Genomic DNA, 23,731 nt, shown 5'->3' on the forward strand with positions numbered 1-23,731 from the left:
GATCCTCTGCTCCCTGACGGGCCGGGCGGTCCGTCAGGCGGTCGTGCCGGGCTTCGGCACCTTGTACGCCATCGCCCGCGGGTAGTCGTGCCGGTGCAGGCGGACGCGGACCAGCAGCGGTCCGGCGTTGACCGGGTCGGCGGGGTCGGTGAGACGGGTCAGCAGGGCGTCCAGCTCGGAGGTGTCCGTGACCTGGACCCCGTGCGCCGGGGTCTCCTCGCCGGCGAAGACGGCGGCGAGGCGGTCGTAGTGCCACGGGTGGAGGACGTTGTAGAAGTCCGGCTCCGGGTGGTCGTGTCCGGCGTAGTAGGACGGGTGGACCAGCATCTGCTCGATGCCGTAGAAGTGCCCGTTGTCCATGACGAACACCACCGACCGCAGGCCGAGCCGGGTGTGGGTGGAGATCTCCTGGCAGGTCTCCTGGAAGGCGCCGTCGCCGACGAACACCATCGGACGGGCGGGCGCGCGCCCGGGGGCGAGCGCGGCGCCGGTGGCCGCGCCGACCGACCAGCCGATGGACAGCCAGCTGACCTGGGACAGGAACCCGCCCGCGGGCAGTGACAGGTTCATCGAGCCGATGAGGGAGAACGCGGCGTCGGAGACGACCGTCCAGTCCTCCCGGGTCTCCTCGCCCAGGAAGTGGTTGATCCGGTCGAACACGCCGTCGTAGGTGAGGTGTTCGGGCGGACGGGACGGTGAGCCGGGGACGCTGAGTGCGGCCCGGTGGTGCTCCAGGGTGGCGGGGCGGTTCCCGGGCGCTCGGTGGTGGGCGTGGGCCTCGGCGTAGTAGTCGGCGGTCAGTCCGCCGGAGCCGTAGGTCTTGACCAGCGCGTCCTGGAGGGCGGGCAGCAGGTGTTCGAGCTGGACGTCGGGGAAGTAGGAGGTGCCGACGCTGACGCCGCCGTGCGCGGCCATCACCCAGTCGGTGCCGACGGACTGCTCGCCGCCGAGGTTCTTCGACGTGGACCAGGCGCCGAGCCCGATCCGGCAGGTGGCCCACTCCTTGAAGACCCGGTGCACGTCCGGGTGGCTGGCGTGGCCGTTGTAGACGCCGTGGAACTGCGGCTGGTCCTCGTCGAGGACGGCCTTGGCGCCGACGGTGGTGCAGTACGGCACCCCGGTGGCCTCCACCAGGTCGGTGAGCTGCCCGCCGAGGCGGAACCGGTCGGTCTCCTCGCCGGCCCACACGATCGGGCGGGGCCTGCCGTCCGGCCCTGGATGCTCCTCGATCAGGGTGAGGATCGCGTGGACGGCGTTGTCCAGCATCGTGCGGCCGCGGGCGCCGAGCGGCCGTTCGCGGGGGACGATCGGCGCCTCGGGTGCGGCGCAGGGCTCGTCCCACAGGTCCTCCATGACCTCCAGGTAGACCGGCCGGCGTTCGGTCAGGCAGGCGGTGAGCGCGGCGTCGATCTGGCCGGGGGCGAGGCCCGGGTGGGAGATGGCCTGCGCGTCCACGGTGACCTGCCGGTAGACGTCCAGGTTGCTCTCCGTGCGCGGGCTCATGTGGGAGGTGAGCAGGCCGAGGGCGCGCTGGTTCTGCCACTGTTCGTAGGGCGGGGAGGCGTTGACGGCGACGAGCGGGACCTGCTCGACGTAGGCGCCGCCGCAGGCGTTGAGCAGGTTGAACGCGCCGACGCTGTAGGTGACGGCGGCGGCGCCGATGCCGTGGATGCGGGCGTAGGCGTCGGCGGCCTGGCCGGCGCCGCCCTCGGTGGGGGTGCCGACCCACTCGATGTCGCCCTCGGCGCGCAGGGCGGTCAGGAACGGGCCGAGGTGGTTGCCGGGGACGCCGAAGAGGTGGGTGATGCCCAGCTCGGCCAGGCGCAGGGCGAGGTAGCGGGCGACCGTGCACCCGGGGTCGACCGAGATCATGACGCGTGCTCCTCCCGGTCCGGGCCCGGGGTGGTGACCGGCGCGGCCCGGTGGACGGCGACGGCGGCGCGGACGGCGCTCTCCAGGGCTCCCTCGATCCAGGCGTGCTTGAGGGAGGTGTGCTCCCCGGCGAAGTGCACGGGGCCCTCGGGCCGGGAGACGTCCAGGTGGAAGCTGGTCATCTGGTGGGCGGTGTAGATGGCGGCCTCGCCGAAGGCGTACGGGTCGCGGGCCCAGCTCTGGGTGGCGCCCCGGCCGGTGAAGAACACCTCGATGCGGCGGCCGTGCAGGGCCTGGAGGTTGCGCAGGGCGTAGACGTAGCGCTCGGCGTCGGGCATGGAGTCCCAGCGGGCGGCGTCGTCGGACCAGCAGTACGAGGCGAGGACGACGCCGCCGGTGCTGCCCTCGACCCGGTGCGAGGGGTAGTACATGAACCGGTTGGGGTTGTCGGCGGCGGAGCCCCCGCCGAAGCAGTGGGTGGCGGGGCGGACGGCGGGGCCGCGCAGCGGCAGGGTGCTGTCGATCCGCCGCATCTCCTCGGTGACGCCGTTGTCCTTGACCGCGGCGCCGAGCAGGCCGGCGGCCGGATCGGGGAGGGTGATGCGGGGCGCGGTGTCCGCGTCGGCGCCGTGCCGGTAGTACGCGTACAGGCCCGGTGCGATGTTCTCCAGCTCGTCGCGCCAGTCGTCCTCGGTGAACTCCCACCACCGGTGGCTGAACTCCAGCAGCACCTTGGTGGCCTGGTCGTAGTGCGTCTCGATGATCGCGCGGCGCTTCTTGTACGACATCGAGGGGACGATCTCCACGAAGCGCAGCGCGGAGAACGGGACGGTGACGATCGCCAGGTCCGCGGTCCACAGCCGCGGTGGTGCCTGGGGGTCGTCCTCGGCGACGGTCTGCACGGCCACGCCCCAGCCGTCGGGACCGACGGCGCCGGTGCCCTCGGGGTCGGCGTCGCGGCTGGGGTCGTGGTATTCGAGGCGGATCATGCGGTGGCCGAGCCGCACCTCGTCGAGCAGGCCCTGGTGGAGGGCGTCCGGCAGGCGCCAACTGCCGCCCGGGATCTCCCAGTAGCGGACGCCGGGATTGATGTCGCTGCGGCTGAGGAAGCTGTGGAAGAAGGAGAGGTGCAGCCGGGAGGACATGTTCTCCAGCGTTCCGACGGCCTCGACCGCCTCGTCGCTGAGTCCGGCGTGGTCGCGCAGGAAGCCGCCCATCGAGTAGCCGTCGAAGTCGCGGATGACCCGGGCCCAGCCCTCGATCCACTCGTCGAAGGGTTTGTCGACGCGTTTTCCGTCGACGATGTCGGAGTAGTAGTCGCGGACGCTCTCCAGCGCGTCGTCGACCATTTTCACGACGGGGGCGCGGACCTCGTCGTCGGTGAGGTGGAATTCCTCGTTGATCCGTTCGGGGGCGGTGGCGTAGTCGGACCGCCGCACCTGGACGCGGTTGGCGCGGATCCAGGAGTTGCCGCGCTTGTCGGGTTCGCGGAAGTCGGGGCTGTCGTCGCCGTGGGTCCAGGTCCGGCCGGTGAAGGAGGTGTACGTGACCGGGGGGACGGGGACGTCGGGGCCGCTGCCGGTGGAGGGGTCCACGTCCACGTTGTAGAACTGGCGGCGGCCGAGCCCGAGTTTGTCGACGAGGGCGAGGACGAGCGGGTGGAAGTCGGGCAGCCGCATGGCGCCCGCCTCGGCGTACTGGGCGGGGTCGGCGAAGGGCTGGTCGTGCTCGGTGGCGCGGAAGGTCTTGATGCGTCCGCCGACGCGGCCGGAGTTGGCCTCGAGGACGGTGACGTCGTGGCCGGCGTCCTTGAGCAGACGGGCGGTGACGAGGCCGGCGATGCCGGCACCGACGATCAGGATCCTCTTGCGCGGGTGGTGGGTGGGGCCGAGGTGGCCCGTGTCGATCAGGGTGTGGAGGTAGTCGAGCTTGAGGTCCTTGTCGTCAGGGCCGACGAGAAGGAGTTCGCGGGCAAGTCGGAGACAGGTCTGCCAGCGCGCACGGGTGGCGGAGTTTTCCCGTGAAATGTCGGTCATAGCTTGCGATCGTAGAGATGGAGAAACGGTTTCCTGATTCCTTCGGAAGACAAAGTCCAAAAAGCGCCGGTCGCACTGCCTGACGTGAATTCGACTTGCTCGAACATTTCTTACCGGACGGAAGATTCGCCCGGGACGGATGGGAAAAAAGAAACGGAGCCGAATCGATAATTCACCGATGAAGCAAGGAAATCCTGGTGTCTCGATGGTGGTGGTCCCGTCGGCCGACCGGGGCGAAAAGAGCACCCGAACGGCGGTTTTTTCCGCCGAGCCGTCGCCTCCGCGGCCTCCACGACGAGGACCACCCGGACGCCGTACCGCCGCCCGCCTCCCCACAGCCGTACCACCGCCGTACGACCGACACCGCTGCTCGCACATCGTGATCAGGACGGTCCGTCCGCCGTCCCGATCCTGACCGGAGGACCGGTCCCCGCGGACGGACACGGCCGGACCTGGTCCGAGCACCTCCCCGGGCACGTCGCCCGTCGAGTTGTCCGCGAACTCCCCCGGCATTGTCCGTGATCGGTAACGGACGCATCCCGTGGACACCGTTCCCCGTCTTGTCAGGTGGCCGGGGTGACCGGGGGAAGACGGCGACTACGTGAGGGCGGGGCGGACATGGCACGGCACGGTGGCGGGCGCGGCTGGTACGGCAAGCTGGTCGGGGCGGCGCTCGGGGTGACGGTGCTCGCCGTCGGTGCCTCGGTGTGGACCGCGCAGGCCGGCGTGGTGGGCGACCCGTCGCCGAAGGCGACCGCGCCCGCCGCGCCGGGCGGTGACGCCAAGCCGGTCGACAAGAGCATCGTGCACGCCTCGGACCAGGGGGCGCGCGGCGTCAACATCACCATCGACGACGGTCCCGACCCCGCGTGGACCCCCCAAGTGCTCGACCTGCTGGAGGAGTACGGGGTGAAGGCCACGTTCTGCGTGACGGGGATCCAGGCGCAGACCCACCCGGACCTCGTGAAGGAGGTCGTCGCGGCCGGGCACCGGCTGTGCAACCACACGGTGTCGCACGACGTCACGATGGACAAGAAGCCCGAGGCCTACCAGAAGAAGGAGATCCTCGACGCCGAACGCATGATCGTCGAGGCGTCGGGGGGCGTACGGTCGATGTACTACCGGGCACCCGGCGGGGCCTTCACCCCCTACAGCCGCGAACTGGCCGCCTCCCGGGGCATGCGCCCGCTGGGCTGGAACGTGGACACCAAGGACTTCGAGCAGCCGGGCGCCGACGCCATCGTCGCCACCGTCCAGCGGGAGATCTCCAACGGGCCGACGGTCCTCTTCCACGACGCGGGCGGCGACCGCGCCCAGACCGTCGAAGCCCTGGGCCGCGTCCTGCCCTGGCTCAAGGAGCAGGGCTACTCCTTCGGCTTCCCGGTGCGCTGAGCCCCGGGACCGGCCGCCGGGACGGTGCGGCCGCTCTCCCGCACCGCCTCGTCACGGGCGGCCGAGGGCCCGGTACTCCCAGCCGGCGGCGCGCCACCGGGCGGGGTCGAGGGCGTGGCGCCCGTCGACGATGCGGCGGTGGTTCACCACGGCGCCCATGGCCTCCGGGGCTACCTGGCGGAACTCGTTCCACTCGGTGAGCAGGACGACGACGTCGGCGCCGGCGGCGGCCGAGATCGCGTCGGTGCCGTAGTCGAGCTGTGGGTGGCTGCGCCGGGCGTTCTCGGTGGCGGCCGGGTCGACGACGGTGACGTGGGCGCCGAGCCGGTGCAGGGTGCTCGCCACGTCGAGGGCCGGGGCGTCGCGGATGTCGTCGGAGTTGGGCTTGAAGGCCGCGCCGAGGGCGGTCACCCGGACTCCGGTGAGGTCGCCGCCGGCGAGCTCGCGGACGAGGTCGACGGTACGGGCACGGCGGCGCTTGTTGATGTCGTCCACCTGGCGCAGGAAGCCGACGGCCTGGCCGACCCCCAGTTCCTCGGCCCGGTGCGCGAAGGCCCGGATGTCCTTGGGCAGACAGCCGCCGCCGAAGCCGAGACCGGGCTTGAGGAAGCGGCCGCCGATCCGGTCGTCGTACGCCAGGGCCTCGGCGAGACCGGTGACGTCGCCGCCGGTGGCCTCGCAGACCTCGGCCATGGCGTTGATGTACGAGATCTTCGTGGCCAGGAAGGAGTTGGCGGCGACCTTGACCAGTTCGGCCGTGGTCAGGTCGGTGACGACCACCGGGGTGCCCCGGGCGATGACCGGGGCGAAGGCGGCGCGCAGCTGTTCCTCGGCCCGGGCGGAGGCGGTGCCGAAGACCAGCCGGTCCGGGCGCAGGGTGTCGTCCACGGCGTAGCCCTCGCGCAGGAACTCCGGGTTCCAGGCGAGTTCCACCTCGGTGCCCGCCGGGGCCAGGCGCTGGACCAGCTCGGTCAGCCGGGCCGCGGTGCCCACCGGCACGGTGGACTTGCCGACCACCAGGGCGCGCCGGCGCAGGTGCCGGGCGAGCTCGGTGACCGCCGCGTCGACGTAGCGCAGGTCGGCGGCGTCGGAGTCCTGCTGCTGGGGTGTGCCCACGCAGATGAAGTGGACGTCACCGAACTCCGCGGCCTCCTCGAAGCCGGTGGTGAACCGCAGCCGTCCCGAGTCCAGTGCCTTGACCAGCAGTTCGGGCAGGCCGGGCTCGAAGAAGGGGACCTCGCCCGCGTTGAGCCGCTCGATCTTGACGGGGTCCACGTCCACGCCCAGGACGTCGAAGCCGAGGGCGGCCATGCAGATGGCGTGGGTGGCCCCGAGGTAGCCGGTGCCGATGACGGTGAGCCGGGGAGCGGCCCCGGCGGCGTCGCCGGCTCTCGGGCCGGCGGTGTCCTCCGGAAGGGTGGTGGCATCCATGATCATCTCCAGGCGTGTCCGAGTGGGGACGGGGTTTTCGGTGCTTCCGGCTGTTTCCGGGTACGGCGAACCGCCGCAGTGGCCCGCCGTGCGGCGGGCCCTGCGGGACGGGCCGGAGGGGAAAGAGAGAAAGAGGGGGAGCGGCGGGGGCGTCAGGCGGTGCAGTCGGTGTTCGCGAGGCCCTCCGCCGCGCCCGTGGCCTTGTTGTCGCAGGTCAGCTTGTTGCCGTTGACGTCGGGCGTGAAGTGGAAGCCGTAGCCCGGACCGTCCACGTGGGCGGTGTTGCCCTTGAAGGTGTTGTCCTTGCCCCAGCCGTCGAGGATCTCGTGCGTCTGGAACCCGTCCTCGCTGCTGTGACGGCCGGTGTTGAAGGAGATCGTCCAGCCGTTGCCCTTCACGTCGACCCACGAGTCGTTGTGCGACCCGGACAGGCCGGAGCCGTCGAAGGTGTTGCGGGTGACGACGCCGCCGGTGGTGCCTTCCTTGATGTCGACCGCCTCGCCCGTGACGGCGCTGATGTGGTTGCCGCTCACGACGTTGCGGTCGCTGTGGTCCGGCTTGCACCGGCTGACCGTGCACCAGTTGGACTCGGCGGTGCCGATGTACACGCCTTCGCCGAACTTCGGCTTGCGCAGCCCGGTGTCGCGGATGGTGTTGTCGCGTACGACGTTGTCCGAGCTGAAGTTGCGCAGGTGGATGGCCTCGTCACCGATGTGCTCCACCGTCAGGCCCTGGATGACGGCGTGCTCGACCTCGTCCGCCATCACGCCCTTCTGGCCGTTGCGCACGGTGAAGCCGACCAGCCGCCAGTGGTCGGCGCCGTCGAGGTGGAAGGCATAGCCCCCCTTGATGTCACCGGCGTCGATCACCGCGCCGGGGCCGCCGCAGACCCAGATCGGCCTGTCGGCGGTGCCCGCGGCCTCGGCGGTGAACTTGTCCTCGTAGCGGCCGTCGGCGAGGTGGATGACGTCACCGGGCATGGCGTTGTCGAGGGCGTCCTCCAGCGACGCGGCGTCGGTGACCTCGACGGTGGCCGCGGGGCAGGTGACCGCGTCGGCGGACGCCGTGGCCGAGCCGGTGGCCCGCGGCGTGGTCGGGTCCCCGCCGGAAACCGGCCCCGTGGCGAGCGCGGACGGCTCCTCGGGGGCGTTGTTCCCGGCGGTCGGGGCCGGGTCCGGGGTCGCGCCGACCGAGGCGCCGGCCGCCGCAGGCGGGGAGTCCTCGCCCCCGGCGGCGGTCAGGGCCACGATCAGGGCCACGACCGCGACCGCGAGGGCCGCGCCCGCGAGCCACACCGCACGGTTCCCCGCGTTCACTTGGACATCACCGGAACCCGCTCCTGTTCTGCTTCCGCCGGGACGATCTCACGCACGTTGTGCTTGGGCAGCGGCGCCTTGTCCAGGTAGGGGTGGGTGCCGAGCGTGCCGCGCCTGCGGCGTCCGCGCCGGCCCAGGGCCGCGGAGAACAGGATGAGCAGCAGGATGCCCGTCCACAAGAGGGTCATCGGGCTGGCGTAGTGCCGGAACTGCACCCAGAACGAGCTGGTGTCGTACCAGGCGAAGGTCTGGTTCTCCTTGACGGTGAGGTCACCGTGGGCGCGGGTGGTGTCGAGGGCGCTGGGGCCGACACCGGCGATCACGTTGTACGAGACCGTGGAGCCGTCGATGCCGCCGACCAGGGAGATGCCGTGGTTGCCGGCGTCCTCGACGGTGTTGCCCCGCACCTCGGCGACCGAGTCGCGGACGTAGACGGCGGTGTCGGCCTTCTCGACGATGTTGCCGGTGACCTTGGCGCCCGTCACGCCGTCGCGCACCGAGATGCCCTGCCGGGACTGGCCGATCAGGCGGTTGCCGGTGACGGCGACCCGGTCGGCGTCCTTGCGGACCACGATGCCCATGTCGCCGCCGTCCACGGTGTTGTCCTGCACGCCGACGTCCGTGCCGCCGACGACCTCGATGCCGTAGTGGCCGTTGTCCTCGGCGGTGCTGCTGGAGACGGAGTTGGAGCCGTAGCTGCTGACGGACTGGCCGGAGGCGGAGGGGCCGTGGGCCAGCGGCTGGCCGCTGATGGTGAAGCCGTTGCCGCCGTTGCCCAGCGACGTGGAACCGGTCACCCGGACCTGCTGGGTGGCACGCGCCATCACGAAGCCGTCGCCGCCGTTCTCCCGCGACGTGGTCTTCTCCACGATCGCGTTGACCACGAAGCGGTGCAGTACGAGGCCGTCCTGCCGGCTCTTCTCGATGGTGGTGGACTCGACGGTGACCCCGGTGGCTCCGGAGGCGAACAGCCCGTACACGTTGCCGGAGACGGTGGAGTGGCTGATGTCCGCCGACACGTACGACAGTTGCGGGGTGGAGAAGCGGCTGTCCGGGGTGGTCAGTTCGCCCGACGGGCCGGTCAGCACGCCGCTGCTGCTGAGCCGGCCGTCGTCCTCGTCGGTGACGGCGTCCGGGCCGCTGAGGCTGCCGGTGTTGGGCCGGTCGGTCCCGGTGAGGCTGAGCCCTCCGGTGCGTCCGCTCCAGAAGCCCAGGTCGGAGACGTCGGCGTAACCCATGGAGAACTGGCCGCCGATGGCGCGGATGTAGGCGCGCCCGTCCCGGACGTCGGTGTCCGGCTCGTCCTTCTGGGGGTCCCAGCTGCTGATCCTGACGTGCGCCTGCGCGGCGCCGTCGATCGTGATCCGGCCGCCGAAGGAGACGATGGAGACGAAGCCCTGGCGGTTGCTGGCCAGGCGCAGGTCCAGTCCGCCGGGGTTGGCCAGCCGCAGCTTGGCCCCGGAGTTCAGGTAGATGTTCTCCGTCAGCAGGTACGACCCGTCCGACTTCCGCACGAAGGTCTGCGGCGCGAGCTCCAGGAGGTCGGCGACGGTGTACGGCTTGCTGCGCCGGGTCAGTACGAGGGTGTAGCCGCCGGCGGTCTCGGTCCGGTACGGCTTCGTGTACCGCGGGTCCTTCAGCGGGGCGACCGCGGCCACCGCGCGGACCTGGTCGAGCCGGTGGTCCTCGGCGGTGACCAGTGCCGCCTGGGTCTCGGCCTCCTCGGCGGTGAACTGCTGTCCGGCCGGATCGTCCTCGCCGGCGGCCGAGGCGGGGGCGGCCGGGGTGAGCAGGAGCGCGGCCGCCACGGGCAGGGCGGCGGCGGCACGCAGGACCGGGCCGAGGTACCGGGCGCGCACCGGACCGTTCGGCCGGTTCAGCCGGTTCAGCCGGTTCGGGTGGTTCGGACGGTTCAGGTGGTTCAAGCGGTTCATGAAGAGACGGCCCCCAGACCGGACGTGGCCGCAGCCGGCGTGGTGCCGGCGAGCGACGCGGAGTCCTGGCCCTCGCCGCCGATGGTGCTGCTGCTGCGGGTGAGCCAGCCCTGCTTGTTCATGGTGACGAAGGCGTACAGCTTGATCGGAAGCGAGATCATGACGACCACGACCGCGAGCAGCGGCAGCAGGAGCACCTCCTGCGGGTGCCTGCGCAGGTGCGAGTAACCGCGGATGCCGCGTCCGGCGAGCAGCCAGATCAGCACCAGCGCGACCCCCCGTCCCGTCAGTTCCAGGCGGCTGAGCAGGAGGTAGCCGAGGGCCATGCCCATCGTGACGGGGGTGAGCAGGATCTGCAGCACGGTGATCTTGGTGACCAGCGGCACGCGCCACAGCCAGCCCTTGTACAGGGCGGTCAGGTAGCAGCGGTAGGAGTTGCGGCTCCAGCGCACGCGCTGCTTGACGAAGGCCCGGAAGGAGGAGGGGAACATCGACACCGCGCGGGCGGAGGACTGGTGGACCGTCTTGTAGCCGGAGGCCAGCACCAGCCAGGTCAGCCGGCCGTCGTCGCCCGCGACGCACCGGCGGCCGAGGAAGAACTCGTCCTCGAGGTTGGTCAGCACGGGGGTGATCGCCGCTCGCCGGTAGGCCGCCGTGCGGCCGGAGAGGCAGGCGACGGCGCCGGCACGGCCCATGGCCGGGACGTAGTCGTAGTAGCGGAGGTTGACCAGCCAGTCGGCGATGCGCCGCCAGACGCTGGAGCGGCGCTGGTAGACGTTCTGCTGGGTGCCGACGCCGCCGACCTCGGGGTCGGCGAAGGGCATCTGCACCGCGTCGAGCAGCCCCGCCTCCCAGCGGGTGTCGGAGTCGACCAGGACGACCACTTCACCGGTCGCCGCCCGGATGCCCACGCCCAGCGCCGAGCGCTTGCCGCGGTGCTCGAAGGCCAGCACCCGGACCCGCGGGTCGGTCACCAGCGAGAGCCGGCGGATGACCTCGTGGTCCTCCACGTCCGGGACGATGATCACCTCCGTGGGATCCTGCGCCAGCCAGGTGTCCAGACAGTCCAGGAGGATGTCCGGGTCCTCCCGGTAGGCGGGCACCACGACCGAGGTGGTGGTGCGGTAGTCGTTCACCACGGGCCTGGCGAACCGGGACAGCACCGCCCGGTACAGCCACAGTCCCCACACGAAGAGGCCGGCGATGCCCAGTGGCATGACGTCCCGCCAGGACGACTCACCGACGGCTTGCACCAGCCATGACCAGACAGCGTCGAAGAAGCTCGACATCAGGAGGCCCCCCACCCGATAAGCAACCGGAACCAGCCGACGCGCGTCGTAAGCGGCGTCAGGCTGGAAGGAATCTAAGGCATCGAACACGATTCCTTCACATTCGATGCAGAAACTTCACCTGATGTGCTACGCCCCTCCAGACACAAGAGGCTCCCCAGGGCCGGAACCGCGGGTGCGGCGGCCGGACGCCACGGTCATGCACGGCGGATGCCACACCGCCACACCACCCCTGTGCAGCGTGAGCCGCACGCAGATCTTCACGATCTCTCCTCACCTGAGGAGCTTTAGGATTCAACAAGACTCGGCCGCCGCGCGGAACCCCTCGTTGCCCTTTCGAGACCTGTGCGCCGTCCACGCCGGCTCGCGCCCGGCCGGTGGGGAGTGAGCATGCGCCTCGCGCCGCCCGACTCCGCGGTGTCGTCGCGGCGCCCGCGATCCCGGCCGTCGTGCCGACGCGGCGGATGTGACCTTCATCGCGGCAGTGGGGGTTCGGCGCGTTCACCGTGGGGCGGTCCGCCGACGCCGGTGGCGGCGGCACATCCGCCGTCGCCGGAGGTCACAGCGGTGCGGACGGAAGCGCGCGACAGGAAGCCGCGCTCCACGGAGAGCAATATCTGTGTCCGTGACATGAGAAATAGGTGCGGGGTGCGGCACGTATTCCCCGACCGTCGACCGGAGCGAAATTACCGACCCCGCAGGGCTGATCCCACCGTGCTACTGTCGCTACCAGTTGCAGGTGTGGTTGCCAGAAGGTTCATTTCCGACGGGTTAATCATCACGGCGACACGGAATTCACACAAAGTGAATTCTCGATACCGCCTCCGAAGGAGAAATGACATGGCTACTGGCACCGTGAAGTGGTTCAACGCGGAAAAGGGCTTCGGCTTCATCGAGCAGGACGGCGGCGGCCCCGACGTCTTCGCCCACTACTCGAACATCGCCGCCCAGGGCTTCCGTGAGCTGCAGGAAGGCCAGAAGGTGTCGTTCGACATCGCGCAGGGCCAGAAGGGCCCGACGGCCGAGAACATCGTTTCCGCCTGACACCGGCGGCGACACATACTTCGCAGCTGGGGCCCGCACCTCTGGGGTGCGGGCCCCGGCTCGCTGTATTTCAGGGCGCGCGACGGAAAGGCTCCACCACTTCACCGACCGGTGACGCTTTCCCCGCCGGTCCGACGCCGCCCCCATCGAATCCGGCTCGTCTCGAGATTCTCTGCGCCGCTCATGTGCTGCGGGAATTCCTTGGTACGCGCCCCATCAAGGAAGGTTCCGCATGAAGCGTGCCCGCACGTCCCGCCCCCATGACCGTTCCGGAGGAGACTCCGGCACGCCTCGCTCCGGCGCCACTCGCGCCGGCGCCCCGCGCTCCGGTGGCCCGCGCTCCGGTGGCCCGCGCCGTTCCAAGGGCCAGGGAAACCGACAGGCCGGACGGCCCGTACAGGGCGAGTTCACGCCGCCGAAGACGATCACGCCCGCGCTGCCCGCCGTCGAGTCGTTCGCCGAGCTCGACCTGCCCGCCCGGTTGTCGGACACGCTCGGCCGCGAAGGCGTGACCGTGCCGTTCCCGATCCAGGCGGCGACGCTGCCGAACTCCCTGGCCGGTCGTGACGTACTCGGCCGTGGCCGCACGGGCTCGGGCAAGACCCTCGCCTTCGGTCTCGCGGTACTGGCCCGTACGGCGGGGCAGCGGGCCGAGCCGCGGCGGCCGCTCGCCCTCGTCCTCGTCCCCACCCGCGAGCTCGCCCAGCAGGTCACCGACGCGCTCACCCCGTACGCCCGCTCCGTGGGCCTGCGGCCGGTCACCGTCGTCGGCGGGATGTCCATCGGCAGGCAGGCCGGTGCGCTGCGCGCCGGGGCCGAGGTGGTCGTCGCGACGCCCGGACGGCTCAAGGACCTGATCGACCGGGGCGACTGCCTGCTGGACGACGTCGGCATCACGGTCCTCGACGAGGCCGACCAGATGACCGACATGGGCTTCATGCCCCAGGTCACCGCCCTGCTCGACCAGGTGCGCCCCGACGGGCAGCGGATGCTCTTCTCGGCCACCCTGGACCGCAACGTCGACCGGCTGGTGCGGAACTACCTGCACGACCCCGTCGTCCACTCGGTCGATCCCTCCGCCGGCGCGGTCACCACGATGGAGCACCACATACTCCACGTGCACGACACCGACAAACACCGGACGACCACCGAGATCGCGGCCCGGGACGGCCGGGTGATCATGTTCCTCGACACCAAGCACGCGGTGAACCGGCTGACCAAGCACCTCCTGAGCAGCGGTGTCCGCGCCGCCGCCCTGCACGGCGGCAAGACCCAGCCGCAGCGCACGCGGACCCTGGCCCAGTTCAAGAGCGGGGACGTGACGGTGCTGGTGGCGACCAACGTCGCGGCGCGCGGCATCCACGTCGACAACCTCGACCTGGTCGTCAACGTGGATCCGCCCACCGACCACAAGGACTACCTGCACCGCGGCGGCCGTACGGCCCGCGCCGGGGAGTCCGGCAGCGTCGTCACCCTGGTGACCCCCGACCAGCGCCGCGACGTGAGCCGGCTGATGGCTTCGGCGGGCATCACCCCCCGGGTCACCCAGGTCCGGTCGGGCGAGGCGGAGCTGAGCCGCATCACGGGCGCCCAGGCCCCCTCCGGCATCCCGGTCGTCATCGCCGTGCCGGCGGTGGAGCGTCCCGGTGGCGCGTCCTCCCCCTCCCGCAGCCGTCGGGGCCGCCGGGGCCGCGCCGGCCAGGGCCGGCCCGCCGGTGAAGGGGGCCGCAGGACACAGCAGCGGTCCGGTACCGCCGGGAACACCGCCTCCCGGAAGGTGTGAGGACAGGCGGAAGACCGCCGCCGAGAGACACGAGGGCCCTGCCGACGCGCGTCGGCAGGGCCCTCGTCGTCGTGCCGCCGTCTCACCGTCCGCGACGACGCGCTCCCCCGCTGTCACGGACCGCAGGGTATCTACGGCACCCGCGCGCCGAAATCTACTTTTGCCAGAGTAGACATTGCGGCGCAGTGCGGTTAGTCTTCTTCTTGTTGACAAGGTCGAGCAAGACCCGGCAGACACGAACTGGCGGGTGGCAGTACCGCAGTACCTCTTCACCCAGTGGTTGGTTCAAAGGAAAGGACGGAGGAGCAGACGCCATCAGGATCGCCCGGCACCGAGAGATTTTCGGTTCGGGTACCGCAGGACCCCGGAACGGATGGTGGTCTTTGGTCACGCAACCGCGATCCCCGCACCCCCGCCCCCACCGGGCCGGGTAGCGAAAACAGAAGGTCGGCACAGCATGAGGGCCGACCGATGGTGTTGAATTTCCTTCGGGGCCCTGGTGCCGTACGGCACCAGGGCCCCTCGACGCGTTGTACAACGAGGTGACATGCCAGCAGACACTCCACTCAGCGATCGTCTGGACGACGACGACTACCCCGCGTACACCATGGGCCGGGCCGCCGAAATGCTCGGCACCACCCCCGGCTTCCTCCGAGCCATCGGTGAGGCCCGTCTGATCACTCCGCTGCGCTCGGAGGGTGGACACCGCCGGTACTCCCGCTACCAGTTGCGGATCGCCGCCCGCGCCCGCGAGCTCGTCGACAGGGGAACCCCGATCGAGGCGGCTTGCCGCATCGTCATCCTCGAGGACCAGCTCGAGGAGGCCCAGCGCATCAACGCCGAGTACCGCCGTGCCGCGGGCGAGGCGTCCCACGGCACCGATGCCGGTTCGAGCTGATCACGTGGGCGCGGACGGCCGGCCCGAGCACGGTGCTCCGCCACGAGCGGGCATCCGGGCGGGCGGCGTCCGGGCGGACCTCGTGGGTGAGCGCCGCCATGCCCGGGGGTCCCCTGCCCGGACGTGAGGCGCAAGCCGGAGGGGAGGCCGCCTCGTCGTCCCGGGTGCGGGCTCGGGACACGCGGTCCCGCCACTCCGAGTGGGCCCCTCGGGCCCGGCAGCGGTCCCCCGCCCGTTCCGGTGGGCACGGGCGACCGGGCGGACACGAAGGCGGAAGTCGGGCCGTGACGCATCGGCGCGTACTCCCGTGGCTGATTCGCATCCCTCAGCGGCGCGACCCCACTCCGCGAGCTGGGACGGGGTACTCACTGGTCAGGGCGATTCCCTCGGTGACAGTTCTGGTCCGGGGCCCGGCCCCCGAACCCGGTCCGGATCGGCGCGTGGCCGGTATGTGGCAGACTCGCGAGCCCACAGCAAGCCGTTTCGGGGGAGACACGCATGTATCCAGGGCAGCAGCCGGGGCAGTACCAGCCGCAGGCGCCGTATCCGCCGCAGAGCCCGCATCAGCCGCAGGCGCCGTACCCGCCGCAGGGCCCCTACCCTCAGCAGCCGTACCAGCCCTACCCGCCCCAGCAGGGCAACTGGCCCCCGCAGGGCAACCAGCCCCCGCAGCCGATGCCGCACCAGCAGGTCGGGGACGCCCACATGGTGATCGATCCCGGTCTCACCATGAACCAGCGTGAGTTGGTCATCAAGATCCAGGCGAGCAGCAAGATGCTCGCCGTCGGCTATGTGCTGGGCATCCCGCTCACCTTCGGCGGACTGCATTACGGCATCACCGAGCAGCCCTCCGGATTCATCGCCGCGCTCGTGGGCCTCGCCCTGCTGGCCGTCGGCGTCGCGGGGCTCCTGAAGTCGGCGGCCCTGCGCCGCCAGTTGCGGCAGATCACGCCGGACGCCTGGCGCTCCCCGGCTGCGCATCTGCCGGGTGCGCGCAAGGCCGCCACGCTGGCCGCCTACCTCAACGGCCTGCTCGTCGTGCTGTCCCTGGGTGCCGCCGGCTGGCTGCTCGTCATGGGTGCCGGGTGGGGCGCCTACGGCAACTCGTTCGGCTTCGGCGCCCTGCTCCTCGGCGTCTCCATCCCGGCCGCGCTCGGTCTGGCGGCGGCGAGCACCGTCCCGCAGCTGCTCCGGGTGATCCCGGCCGGTGCCAAGGTGGGCCGCTCCCTGTACTCCGTGATCATGGCGGTGGGCGCGCTGATGCTGGTCAACGGCGTCAAGAACGGCGAGCCCATGGGCCTCGCCGTCGGTGGCACCGTCACGGTGATCTGCCTGGGGGCCATGACCCTGCTGGGCCGGGCCGCCAAGCGGATGCGCGGCGAGATGCCCTGACCTCCGGAGCGACGCTCCGCAACGCCCGGCCCCTCTGTCACAGGGGGGCCGGGCGTTGCGGGTTCTGCCCGCGGCGTTCGCGCCGTCCGGGCGCCCGTCCGGTGGGTGGAAGTCAGGCCGCGTTGCTGAGCGGGGCGGCCGGGGCGGCCGGCTCGTGGACCAGGGCGCGGCGGCGGACCGGGATGCCGAGGGTCGGATTGGCCACGCCCCAGGCCGCGCCCTTGCAGACCAGTTCCTTGTAGAGGGCGGCGAGGCGTCCGGTCAGCGCCACGTCGACGGAGCGGTCGTCGGCGGTGACGTACTGGATCAGGCCCTCCTTGCGGCCCAGCGAGATGCACTGGTTGAAGTAGCGCATCGGCGTGTTGGGGAGCTTGCCGCCGGTCAGGCGGGCCGCGATGGAGTCGGCGGCCTGCCAGGCGGTGGGGACGCCCGAGGCGCACGACATCCGCAGCGGCTTGTCGCCGGGGCCCGCCACCATGGCCGCGTCACCGACGGCGTACACGTCCGGGTGCGAGACCGAGCGCATGGTGCCGTCGACCACGATCTGGCCGGTATCGGAGGTCTTCAGGGTGGTGGCCTCGGCGATCGGGTGGACGGCGAAGCCGGTGGTCCACAGGGTGACCGCGGCCGGGAGGGAGCGGCCGTCGGCGGTGGTGACGTGGTCGGCCCCGACGGCGGTGACGGACGTCTGTTCGTGCACCGTGATGCCGAGCCTGTCGACGACCTTGCGCAGGTGCCGGCGGCCCTTGGCGGAGAGCCAGTCGCCGAGTTCGCCGCGGGCGGCGAGGGAGACGTCGAGGTCCGGGCGGGACTCGGCGATCTCGGTCGCGGCCTCCAGACCGGTGAGTCCGCCGCCGACCACGACCACGGACTCCCCCGCGTCCAGGCCGGCCAGGCGCTCGCGCAGCCGGAGAGCGCCGGGGCGGCTGGCGATCTCGTGGGCGTGTTCGGCGGCGCCGGGGACGCCGTGGGTGTCCCAGCCGCTGCCGAGGGCGTACACGAGGGTGTCGTACGTCAGTCGCTCGCTCCCCCCGGTGCCGTCGGTGACGGTGACCGTCCTGCGGTCGGCGTCCACTCCCGTCACCTTCGCCTGCACCGGTTCCACGCCGGTGCCCGCGAACATCTCGCTGAACGGGCGGGGCCTGAGCTCCTGGCCCACCGCGAGCTGGTGCATGCGGACGCGTTCGACGAAGTCGGGCTCGGCGTTGACGAGGGTGATCGCGACGTCTTCCCGGCGCAGCCGCTTGGCCAGGCGCCCGGCGGCGACGGCCCCGGCGTATCCGGCTCCGAGGACGATGATGCGGTGCTGCATTTCCCTGCTCCTGTCGTCGGCTCTTCGGCGGGTCGCCCCTTGAACCGGGCGGCCCGCCGTTTCCTGACAGGAGCAGGGAGTGACGTGCGTCACGTGATGTTCAGAAGGCGATGAGCAGGGGTTCTCCGTGGTCGGTGCTCGCCCAGAGCCGGGTCGCGCGCTCCAGCTTGTCGGGGTTCACCTGGTTGCGGATCGCGGTGATGCCCTCGGGGGTGACCGCGAAGCACATGATGCCGACGATCCGGCCGTCGAGGACCGCCACCAGGGCGGGGTCGCCGTTGGCGGTCGTGGCGTAGACGCCGGGCGAACCGCCCACGATGTCGCGCTTGGCCTTGCCCGGCTTGAACAGGCCCCGCATGAACGTCGCGACCGCGAGCGCGCCCTCGAACGCCTTGGCGCGGGCCGGGACCTTCCCGCCGCCGTCGCCGATCGCGACGGCGTCCTGGGTGAGCAGCCGGACGAGCGGCTCGGTCCGGCCGCTGGTGGCGGCCGCGAGGAACTCGTCGACGACCCGCCGGGCGGCGGCCTCGTCGATCTCGGTGCGCGCCTTGCCCTCGGCGACGTGCTTCTTGGCCCGGTGGAGGATCTGCTGGCTGGCGGCCTCGGTGAGGTCGAGGATCGCGGCGATCTCCCGGTGCGGGTAGTCGAAGGCCTCCCGCAGCACGTACACCGCCCGCTCGTTGGGGCTGAGGCGTTCCAGCAGGGTGAGGACAGCGTACGAGACCGACTCGCGCTGTTCGGCGGTGTCGGCGGGGCCGAGCATCCGGTCGCCGGCCAGCAGCGGCTCGGGGAGCCACTCGCCCACGTAGGTCTCGCGCCGGGCGCGGGCCGAGGTGAGCTGGTTGAGGCACAGGTTGGTGAGCACCTTCGTCAGCCAGGCCTCGGGGACCTCGATGCGGCCGGTGTCGGCGGCCTGCCAGCGCAGGAACGTCTCCTGCACGGCGTCCTCGGCCTCGCTCGCGGAGCCGAGGAGGCGGTAACCGATGGCCTCCAGCCGCGGCCGGAAGGCCTCGAACCGATCCACGTCCCGAACGCTCAGCGCCATGCCCGGATCGTAGCCCCCGCCGGGGTGACCGGCCGTCCGGGCGGGCGCGCGGAGGCATGCGTCCGTGGTCGCGGAGGCATGCGTCCGTGGTTTCGGGACAGGCGCACCGGGTTACCCCATGCAGTCGGCAGACGGGAAGCGATCTCGTTCATGGCTCAGGAAGCGGGCTCGGCGACAGCGGAGGACTCCGGACTCGGCACGGGAAAGGCGGAGCCCCGCGGCTCCGGCAGACCCGCCCCGCCGCGAGGGCGGGGCTTCCCGTCCGCGGCGGCGCGCGGCGGACGGGTGAGCGGCCTGGACGGGCTGCGGACGGTGGCGGTCGCCCTGGTGCTCGCCTACCACGTGGCGCCGGACGTGCTGCCGGGCGGCTCGGTCGCCGTGGACGTCTTCTTCACCCTCAGCGGCTTCGTCATCACCCGGCTGCTGCTCGCCGAACACGCCCGCACCGGCGGTATCGCCCTGCTCCCCTTCTACCGGCGGCGCTGGCTGCGGCTCGTCCCCGCGCTGCTGGCCCTGTGCGCGGTCTGCGCGGCCCTGTCGGTGACCACCTCGCTGTGGGGCTTCGACGGCTCCCTGCGGGCGGCGGGCCTGTCGGCGCTGTTCCTGGTCAACGTCGTACGGGCCGCGGATCCCGGGCCGTACGACGACCTGACGGGGCCGCTCGCGCACACCTGGTCGCTGGGTGTGGAGGAGCAGTTCTACCTGCTCTGGCCGCCCGTGCTGCTGGTGCTGCTGCGGTACGTCCGGGCGCGCACGGTGCTGCTCTGCACGGCGGCCCTGTGCGCGTTGCCCGTGCTGTGGCGCTGCGCCCTGTGGCACCCGGACGCGGCCCACCGCATCTACAACGGCACCGACACCCGCGCCGACCAGCTGCTGGCCGGCGCCCTCCTCGCCGTGGTCCTGGCGCGGCTGCGCGCCGACGACCCCCGGCTGGCCGTGCTGCGCACCTGGGCGGGCCGGCTGGCCTGGCCGGCCCTGGGCCTGCTGGCGCTGGTGGCCTGGCGGATGCCGGTGACCGCCGACGCCGGCCCCTGGACGGTCGGCTGGTACACCGTCGGCTTCCTGCTGGTGGCCGCCCTGTCCGCCACCTTGGTCGCGGCGCTCGCACTGCGCCCCGGCGAAGGACTCTCCCGGCTGCTCTCGCTCACGCCGCTGACCTGGGTGGGCCGCAACCTGAGCTACGGCGTCTACCTGTGGCACTACCCGGTCGTACGGCTGCTGGCCTCCCTCGGCATGCGGGACGGACTCCTGCCGGCCACGGCCGTGCTGACCGTCCTGCTGGCCCTGCTGTCGTACTACGTCATCGAGGCACCGTTCCTGCGCCGGGCCCGACGGCCCGCGGCTTAAGGTGGCCGGGGCCGGGGGCCGGGGGCCGGGGCGTGCGGTGTCGAGCCGCACCGAGGGCTTTTCAGGGGGAGGGGCATCGCATGGGAGTCGTCGGGCCGGAGACGGCGGCGGAGAAGCTCGAGGAGTTCCGGGGCGAGCTGACCGGCTACTGCTACCGGATGCTGGGCTCGTTCACCGAGGCCGAGGACGCCGCGCAGGAGACGCTGGTCCGGGCCTGGCGGGGCTTCGAGCGCTTCGAGGGGCGGTCGGCCCTGCGGTCGTGGGTGTACCGCATCGCCACCAACGTGTGCCTGAACGCCCTCGCCTCGGGCAGGCGCCGGGCGCTGCCGATGGACCTCTCCGGTCCGGCCGACGGTGCCGTGCCGCCCGGCGCCCCGGCGGACTCCGTCCTCTGGATCGAGCCCTGCCCGGGCGGTGACCCCGGCGTGGAGGTGGCGGTCGGCGAGTCGGTGCGGCTGGCGTTCGTCGCCTCGCTCCAGCACCTGCCGCCCAAACAGCGGGCCACGCTCATCCTGCGGGACGTGCTGGGTTTCTCCGCCCGCGAGGTCGCCGAGCTGCACGGCTCCACCGTCACCTCGGTCAACAGCGCGCTGCAGCGGGCCCGCGCCACGCTGGCCGCCCGCCGCGAGGGCGCCGGCGGGCCGCTCCCCCAGCCGTCCGATGCCGTGCGCCTGCTGGCCGAGCGGTACGCCACGGCCTTCTCCCGCTACGACATGGAGGAGCTGAACATGCTCCTCCATGTCGACGCCACCCTGTGCCTGCCGCCGTACACCCACTGGATGCGCGGGGTTCCCGACATCCGGGCCTGGCTGACCGGGCCGGCGGTCGGATGCCGCGGGTCCCGTCTGATCCCGGTGGTGGCCAACGGCTCCCCCGCGTTCGGCCAGTACCGTCCCCGTGCGGACCGGACCGGTTACGAGCCCTGGGCCCTGCAGGTCGTCGAGTTCTCCGGCGACCGCGTCACGGGCATCACGGCCTTCCGTGACACCGGGCGGCTCTTCCCGCTCTTCGGCCTGCCGGACCGTCTGGACGCCGGCGCCTGACCCGCCGCCCGCGTCCGGTCACCTGCCGCTGTCCTCGGCCAGCGTGTGGGCGACCAGGGCGTTGGCGTGGCCGTGGCCCAGTCCGTGCTCGGTCTTGAGCCAGGTGACGAGCTCCATGTGCTTGGTGAGCGGGGAGGAGCGGATGAGCTCCTTCCACTCGGCGACGGGCCGGCCGTACTTCTTCTCGATGGAGGGGAATTGACTTGCTCTCCCTCCTGAAGGAGGGAGATTCTGGCCTGCTCGCTCGGTGCTGTGCCGCTCCGCGGCACGGGTATCGGGCGGGCTTCCATGGCTTCCTGTTTCTTCGCGCTGTGCCGGGATCGCTCCTGGTCTTACCGGCGCTCCGCAGGCCGATACCGCCAGTCCGGCGGCCGTCTTGACGTTGATCGCGGCGTTGTGGTCCCGGTCGTGGACGGTGCCGCAGGCGCTGCAGGTCCATTCCCGTACGTGGAGGGGTTTGGGGCCGTCGCGGTGCCCGCAGGTGGAGCACACCTGGCTGGTGGGCTCGAACCGTCCCACCTTCACGAAGGTGCGGCCGTACCGTTGCGCTTTGTATTCCAGCATGCTGGTGAACGATGCCCACCCGGCGTCGTGCACGGACTTGGCCAGCCTGGTGCGGGCCAGTCCCGCCACCGACAGGTCCTCCACGGCGATCCCTTGGTTCTCGGAGATCAGCCTGGTGGAGAGCTGGTGGTGGAACTCGCGGCGTGCGTCGGTGACCTTCGCGTGTGCGCGGGCGACCTTCAGGCGGGCCTTGGCCCGGTTCTTCGATCCCTTCTGTTTGCGGGACAGCTCCCGCTGGGTCTTCTTCAGCTTCTTCTCCGCGCGCCGCAAGAAGCGCGGGGAGTCGATCTTCGTGCCGTCGGACAGGACGGCGAAGTGTGTCAGTCCGAGGTCGATGCCGAGGGTGCGGTCGGTCTCCGGCATCCGGGGGGCGTCGGTGGTGGGGTCGGTGTCGATGACGAAGGAGGCGAAGTACCGCCCGGCCGCGTCCTTGACGACGGTGACGGAGGAGGGGGTGGCGGGCAGGGTGCGGGACCACTTCACCTTCACCGTGCCGATCTTCGGCAGGCTCAGCCGGCCGCTGCCGGTGATGCTCCAGCGGGCGTTGGCGGTGAACCTGATCGACTGCCGCGTGTCCTTGCGGGACTTGAAACGTGGTGCTCCCACCTTCGGTCCCTTGCGGGTGCCGTCGAGGGAGGCGAAGAAGTTGCGGTACGCGGTCTCGGCGTCCCGCAGGGACTGCTGGAGCACCACCACGGAAACCTCACCCAGCCAGGACCGCCCGGTTGTCCGCTTCGCCTCGGTGATCAGCTTCCGGGACAGCTCGGCGGCCTTCGGGAACGGCTCCCCGGCCCCACGGGCGTCCTCGCGAGCGCGCACCGCGTCGTTGAACACGACACGGGCGCACCCGAACGCCCTCGCCAACGCGGCGCGCTGACCGGGCTGCGGGTACAGCCTGAAGGCGTATCGAAGCTGCATGCGGAGATCGTACGAACGAGCCACACCAGATGTCGTCGGGAACGTCCGTTCCCCACCTCACCCTCGGCGGCCGCACTGTCCGGCTCCGCCGGAACGCCACCGCGACGCAGTCACACGATTCGCTTCACCACCGGGCTGAAGCCCGACGCACTGCGAATGAATCCCGGTAACTGACAGGGCCCTTCACCGCGTCGGTCATGGGGTGCTCCCTTTCTCGTATCGGAAAATCCTGATGAGGTCGGTCGACTGTGTGGCGGCCGGCTGGATGCGGCAACCGGTTAGCGGTTCGCCGGGGTGGTGGCCAGCCGGACCGTCAGCGCCGCCAGCCAGAGCAGACCGAGGCCCGCGCCCGCGGTGAACGCCAGGACGGAGGCGGCGGAGCCGGCGAATCCGGCGAGGACGGCGACGGGCGCGATGCGGGAGGCGACGGCCCAGCCGCGGTGGCCGCGGCCGGCGAGCGGGCGGGCCAGGACGACGAACGCGGCGCACAGGGCGAGGTAGCCGGCCATCCCGGCGGCCATGTGGGCGGCTCCGTGTCCGCTCAGCGTGGCCGCGTCGGGGGAACCGGCGGGGAAGCCCGCGCCGGCGTCGGCGGGGAAGGCCGCGGCGGCCCAGAACGAGGCACCGCACACCCCGACCAGCACGGGACCCCAGGTCGCGCCCGCGCCGCCGTCCAGCAGCCGGCGCAGACCGGCCGCCCCGGCGAGGAGTAAGGCACCGGCGAGCAGGAAGTTCACGGTCTGGATCCAGCCCGCCCCGCCGAGGGCGAGCTGGCTGATCGCGTGACGGGTGAAGTCGAAGCCCTCCCGCGCGAAGCCCTGGGCGAGACCGGCCGTGAGGAACAGCGGGCCCGCCAGCACCCCACCGGCCACGGCCCACCGTGCCGCCGGACGCGACGTGGGCGAGGCGGGGACGACGGGGTGGGGTGCGCGGAGCGTGTGGGTCATGGCCGGGCCTTCCTCGCGTCGGTGTTGTCGTGTGTATGACCAACGGAGGAGGGCGGAGTCACCGCTCCGGATAATGTGTGCTGCGTCACAAGGCTCGGGCGATGCCGAGGCCGTACCAGCAGGCCCGCCGGATCGCCGACGGAGTACGCGATCTTCGTCCGCTGTTCA

The 23,731-nt window shown here is 71.6% G+C and carries 17 protein-coding genes and 1 pseudogene; 7 read left to right on the forward strand and 11 right to left on the reverse strand.

Annotation, left to right across the window (positions count from 1 at the left end; all coding sequences use genetic code 11):
- Positions 1 to 33: 33 nt before the first annotated feature.
- Both KUM38_RS00705 and KUM38_RS00710 read right to left on the reverse strand, forming a co-directional pair.
- On the reverse strand, positions 34 to 1,872 hold the full coding sequence (locus KUM38_RS00705; protein WP_217127262.1) for an alpha-keto acid decarboxylase family protein: 1,839 nt from the start codon (positions 1,870 to 1,872) through the stop codon (positions 34 to 36).
- Positions 1,869 to 3,908 carry an NAD(P)/FAD-dependent oxidoreductase gene (locus KUM38_RS00710; protein ID WP_217127263.1) on the reverse strand — a complete coding sequence of 680 codons (2,040 nt, stop codon included), beginning with the start codon at positions 3,906 to 3,908 and terminating at the stop codon, positions 1,869 to 1,871. The genes KUM38_RS00705 and KUM38_RS00710 overlap by 4 nt, the downstream gene beginning before the upstream one ends.
- 618 nt (positions 3,909 to 4,526) lie before the next feature.
- Here KUM38_RS00710 and KUM38_RS00715 point away from each other — a divergent pair.
- Positions 4,527 to 5,300 (forward strand): polysaccharide deacetylase family protein, encoded by a 774-nt coding sequence (locus tag KUM38_RS00715; RefSeq protein WP_217127264.1) that lies wholly within the window; start codon positions 4,527 to 4,529, stop codon positions 5,298 to 5,300.
- 51 nt (positions 5,301 to 5,351) lie between these two features.
- On the opposite strand, the gene KUM38_RS00720 is transcribed toward KUM38_RS00715, so the two are convergent.
- From KUM38_RS00720 to KUM38_RS00735, 4 genes are all read right to left on the reverse strand, one after another.
- Complete coding sequence (locus tag KUM38_RS00720; protein ID WP_217127265.1) at positions 5,352 to 6,731, reverse strand: UDP-glucose/GDP-mannose dehydrogenase family protein; 1,380 nt, start codon at positions 6,729 to 6,731, stop codon at positions 5,352 to 5,354.
- 152 nt (positions 6,732 to 6,883) lie between these two features.
- Complete coding sequence (locus KUM38_RS00725; protein ID WP_217127266.1) at positions 6,884 to 8,047, reverse strand: nitrous oxide reductase family maturation protein NosD; 1,164 nt, start codon at positions 8,045 to 8,047, stop codon at positions 6,884 to 6,886.
- The gene (locus KUM38_RS00730) at positions 8,044 to 9,981 is read right to left on the reverse strand and encodes a right-handed parallel beta-helix repeat-containing protein (protein ID WP_217127267.1); all 1,938 of its coding nucleotides are present in this window, start codon (positions 9,979 to 9,981) and stop codon (positions 8,044 to 8,046) included. Before KUM38_RS00730 ends, KUM38_RS00725 begins: the two co-directional genes overlap by 4 nt.
- Positions 9,978 to 11,270, reverse strand: coding sequence for a glycosyltransferase (locus KUM38_RS00735; RefSeq protein ID WP_217127268.1), 1,293 nt, complete (start codon positions 11,268 to 11,270; stop codon positions 9,978 to 9,980). The genes KUM38_RS00730 and KUM38_RS00735 overlap by 4 nt, the downstream gene beginning before the upstream one ends.
- An 840-nt stretch (positions 11,271 to 12,110) precedes the next feature.
- Here KUM38_RS00735 and KUM38_RS00740 point away from each other — a divergent pair.
- The 4 genes from KUM38_RS00740 (at position 12,111) to KUM38_RS00755 (ending at position 16,387) form a co-directional block, all read left to right on the forward strand.
- Positions 12,111 to 12,314, forward strand: a complete 204-nt coding sequence (locus KUM38_RS00740) for a cold-shock protein (RefSeq protein WP_123453305.1) — start codon at positions 12,111 to 12,113, stop codon at positions 12,312 to 12,314.
- Between the two features lie 232 nt (positions 12,315 to 12,546).
- Entirely contained in the window at positions 12,547 to 14,097 is a 1,551-nt protein-coding gene (locus KUM38_RS00745) for a DEAD/DEAH box helicase (protein ID WP_217127269.1), read from the forward strand.
- Positions 14,098 to 14,644: 547 nt separating this feature from the next.
- Positions 14,645 to 14,995, forward strand: a complete 351-nt coding sequence (locus tag KUM38_RS00750) for a MerR family transcriptional regulator (protein WP_217127270.1) — start codon at positions 14,645 to 14,647, stop codon at positions 14,993 to 14,995.
- 498 nt (positions 14,996 to 15,493) lie between these two features.
- Positions 15,494 to 16,387 (forward strand): hypothetical protein, encoded by an 894-nt coding sequence (locus tag KUM38_RS00755; RefSeq protein WP_217127271.1) that lies wholly within the window; start codon positions 15,494 to 15,496, stop codon positions 16,385 to 16,387.
- Positions 16,388 to 16,499: 112 nt separating this feature from the next.
- Here the strand turns inward: KUM38_RS00755 and KUM38_RS00760 are convergent, their stop codons facing one another.
- Both KUM38_RS00760 and sigJ read right to left on the reverse strand, forming a co-directional pair.
- Positions 16,500 to 17,699 carry an NAD(P)/FAD-dependent oxidoreductase gene (locus KUM38_RS00760; protein ID WP_217127272.1) on the reverse strand — a complete coding sequence of 400 codons (1,200 nt, stop codon included), beginning with the start codon at positions 17,697 to 17,699 and terminating at the stop codon, positions 16,500 to 16,502.
- A 100-nt stretch (positions 17,700 to 17,799) separates the two neighbouring features.
- Positions 17,800 to 18,744 carry an RNA polymerase sigma factor SigJ gene (sigJ, locus tag KUM38_RS00765; RefSeq protein WP_217127273.1) on the reverse strand — a complete coding sequence of 315 codons (945 nt, stop codon included), beginning with the start codon at positions 18,742 to 18,744 and terminating at the stop codon, positions 17,800 to 17,802.
- A gap of 150 nt (positions 18,745 to 18,894) precedes the next feature.
- Between sigJ and KUM38_RS00770 the strand changes: the two genes are divergently transcribed.
- Positions 18,895 to 20,091, forward strand: a complete 1,197-nt coding sequence (locus KUM38_RS00770) for an acyltransferase (protein ID WP_217127274.1) — start codon at positions 18,895 to 18,897, stop codon at positions 20,089 to 20,091.
- Positions 20,092 to 20,171: 80 nt separating this feature from the next.
- Entirely contained in the window at positions 20,172 to 21,134 is a 963-nt protein-coding gene (locus KUM38_RS00775; RefSeq protein WP_217127275.1) for a sigma-70 family RNA polymerase sigma factor, read from the forward strand.
- 18 nt (positions 21,135 to 21,152) lie between these two features.
- Here the strand turns inward: KUM38_RS00775 and KUM38_RS41495 are convergent, their stop codons facing one another.
- From KUM38_RS41495 to KUM38_RS00785, 3 genes and pseudogenes are all read right to left on the reverse strand, one after another.
- Complete coding sequence (locus KUM38_RS41495; protein WP_374227024.1) at positions 21,153 to 21,323, reverse strand: DUF4287 domain-containing protein; 171 nt, start codon at positions 21,321 to 21,323, stop codon at positions 21,153 to 21,155.
- A 72-nt stretch (positions 21,324 to 21,395) separates the two neighbouring features.
- Positions 21,396 to 22,616, reverse strand: a pseudogene (locus tag KUM38_RS00780) (RNA-guided endonuclease InsQ/TnpB family protein); the annotation flags it as partial.
- 278 nt (positions 22,617 to 22,894) lie between these two features.
- Positions 22,895 to 23,563: a DUF998 domain-containing protein gene (locus KUM38_RS00785; RefSeq protein WP_217127277.1), complete on the reverse strand. Its 669-nt coding sequence runs from the start codon at positions 23,561 to 23,563 to the stop codon at positions 22,895 to 22,897.
- Positions 23,564 to 23,731: the final 168 nt, after the last annotated feature.

This window comes from Streptomyces sp. AC558_RSS880 (genome assembly GCF_019049255.1).
GTDB lineage: Bacteria > Actinomycetota > Actinomycetes > Streptomycetales > Streptomycetaceae > Streptomyces.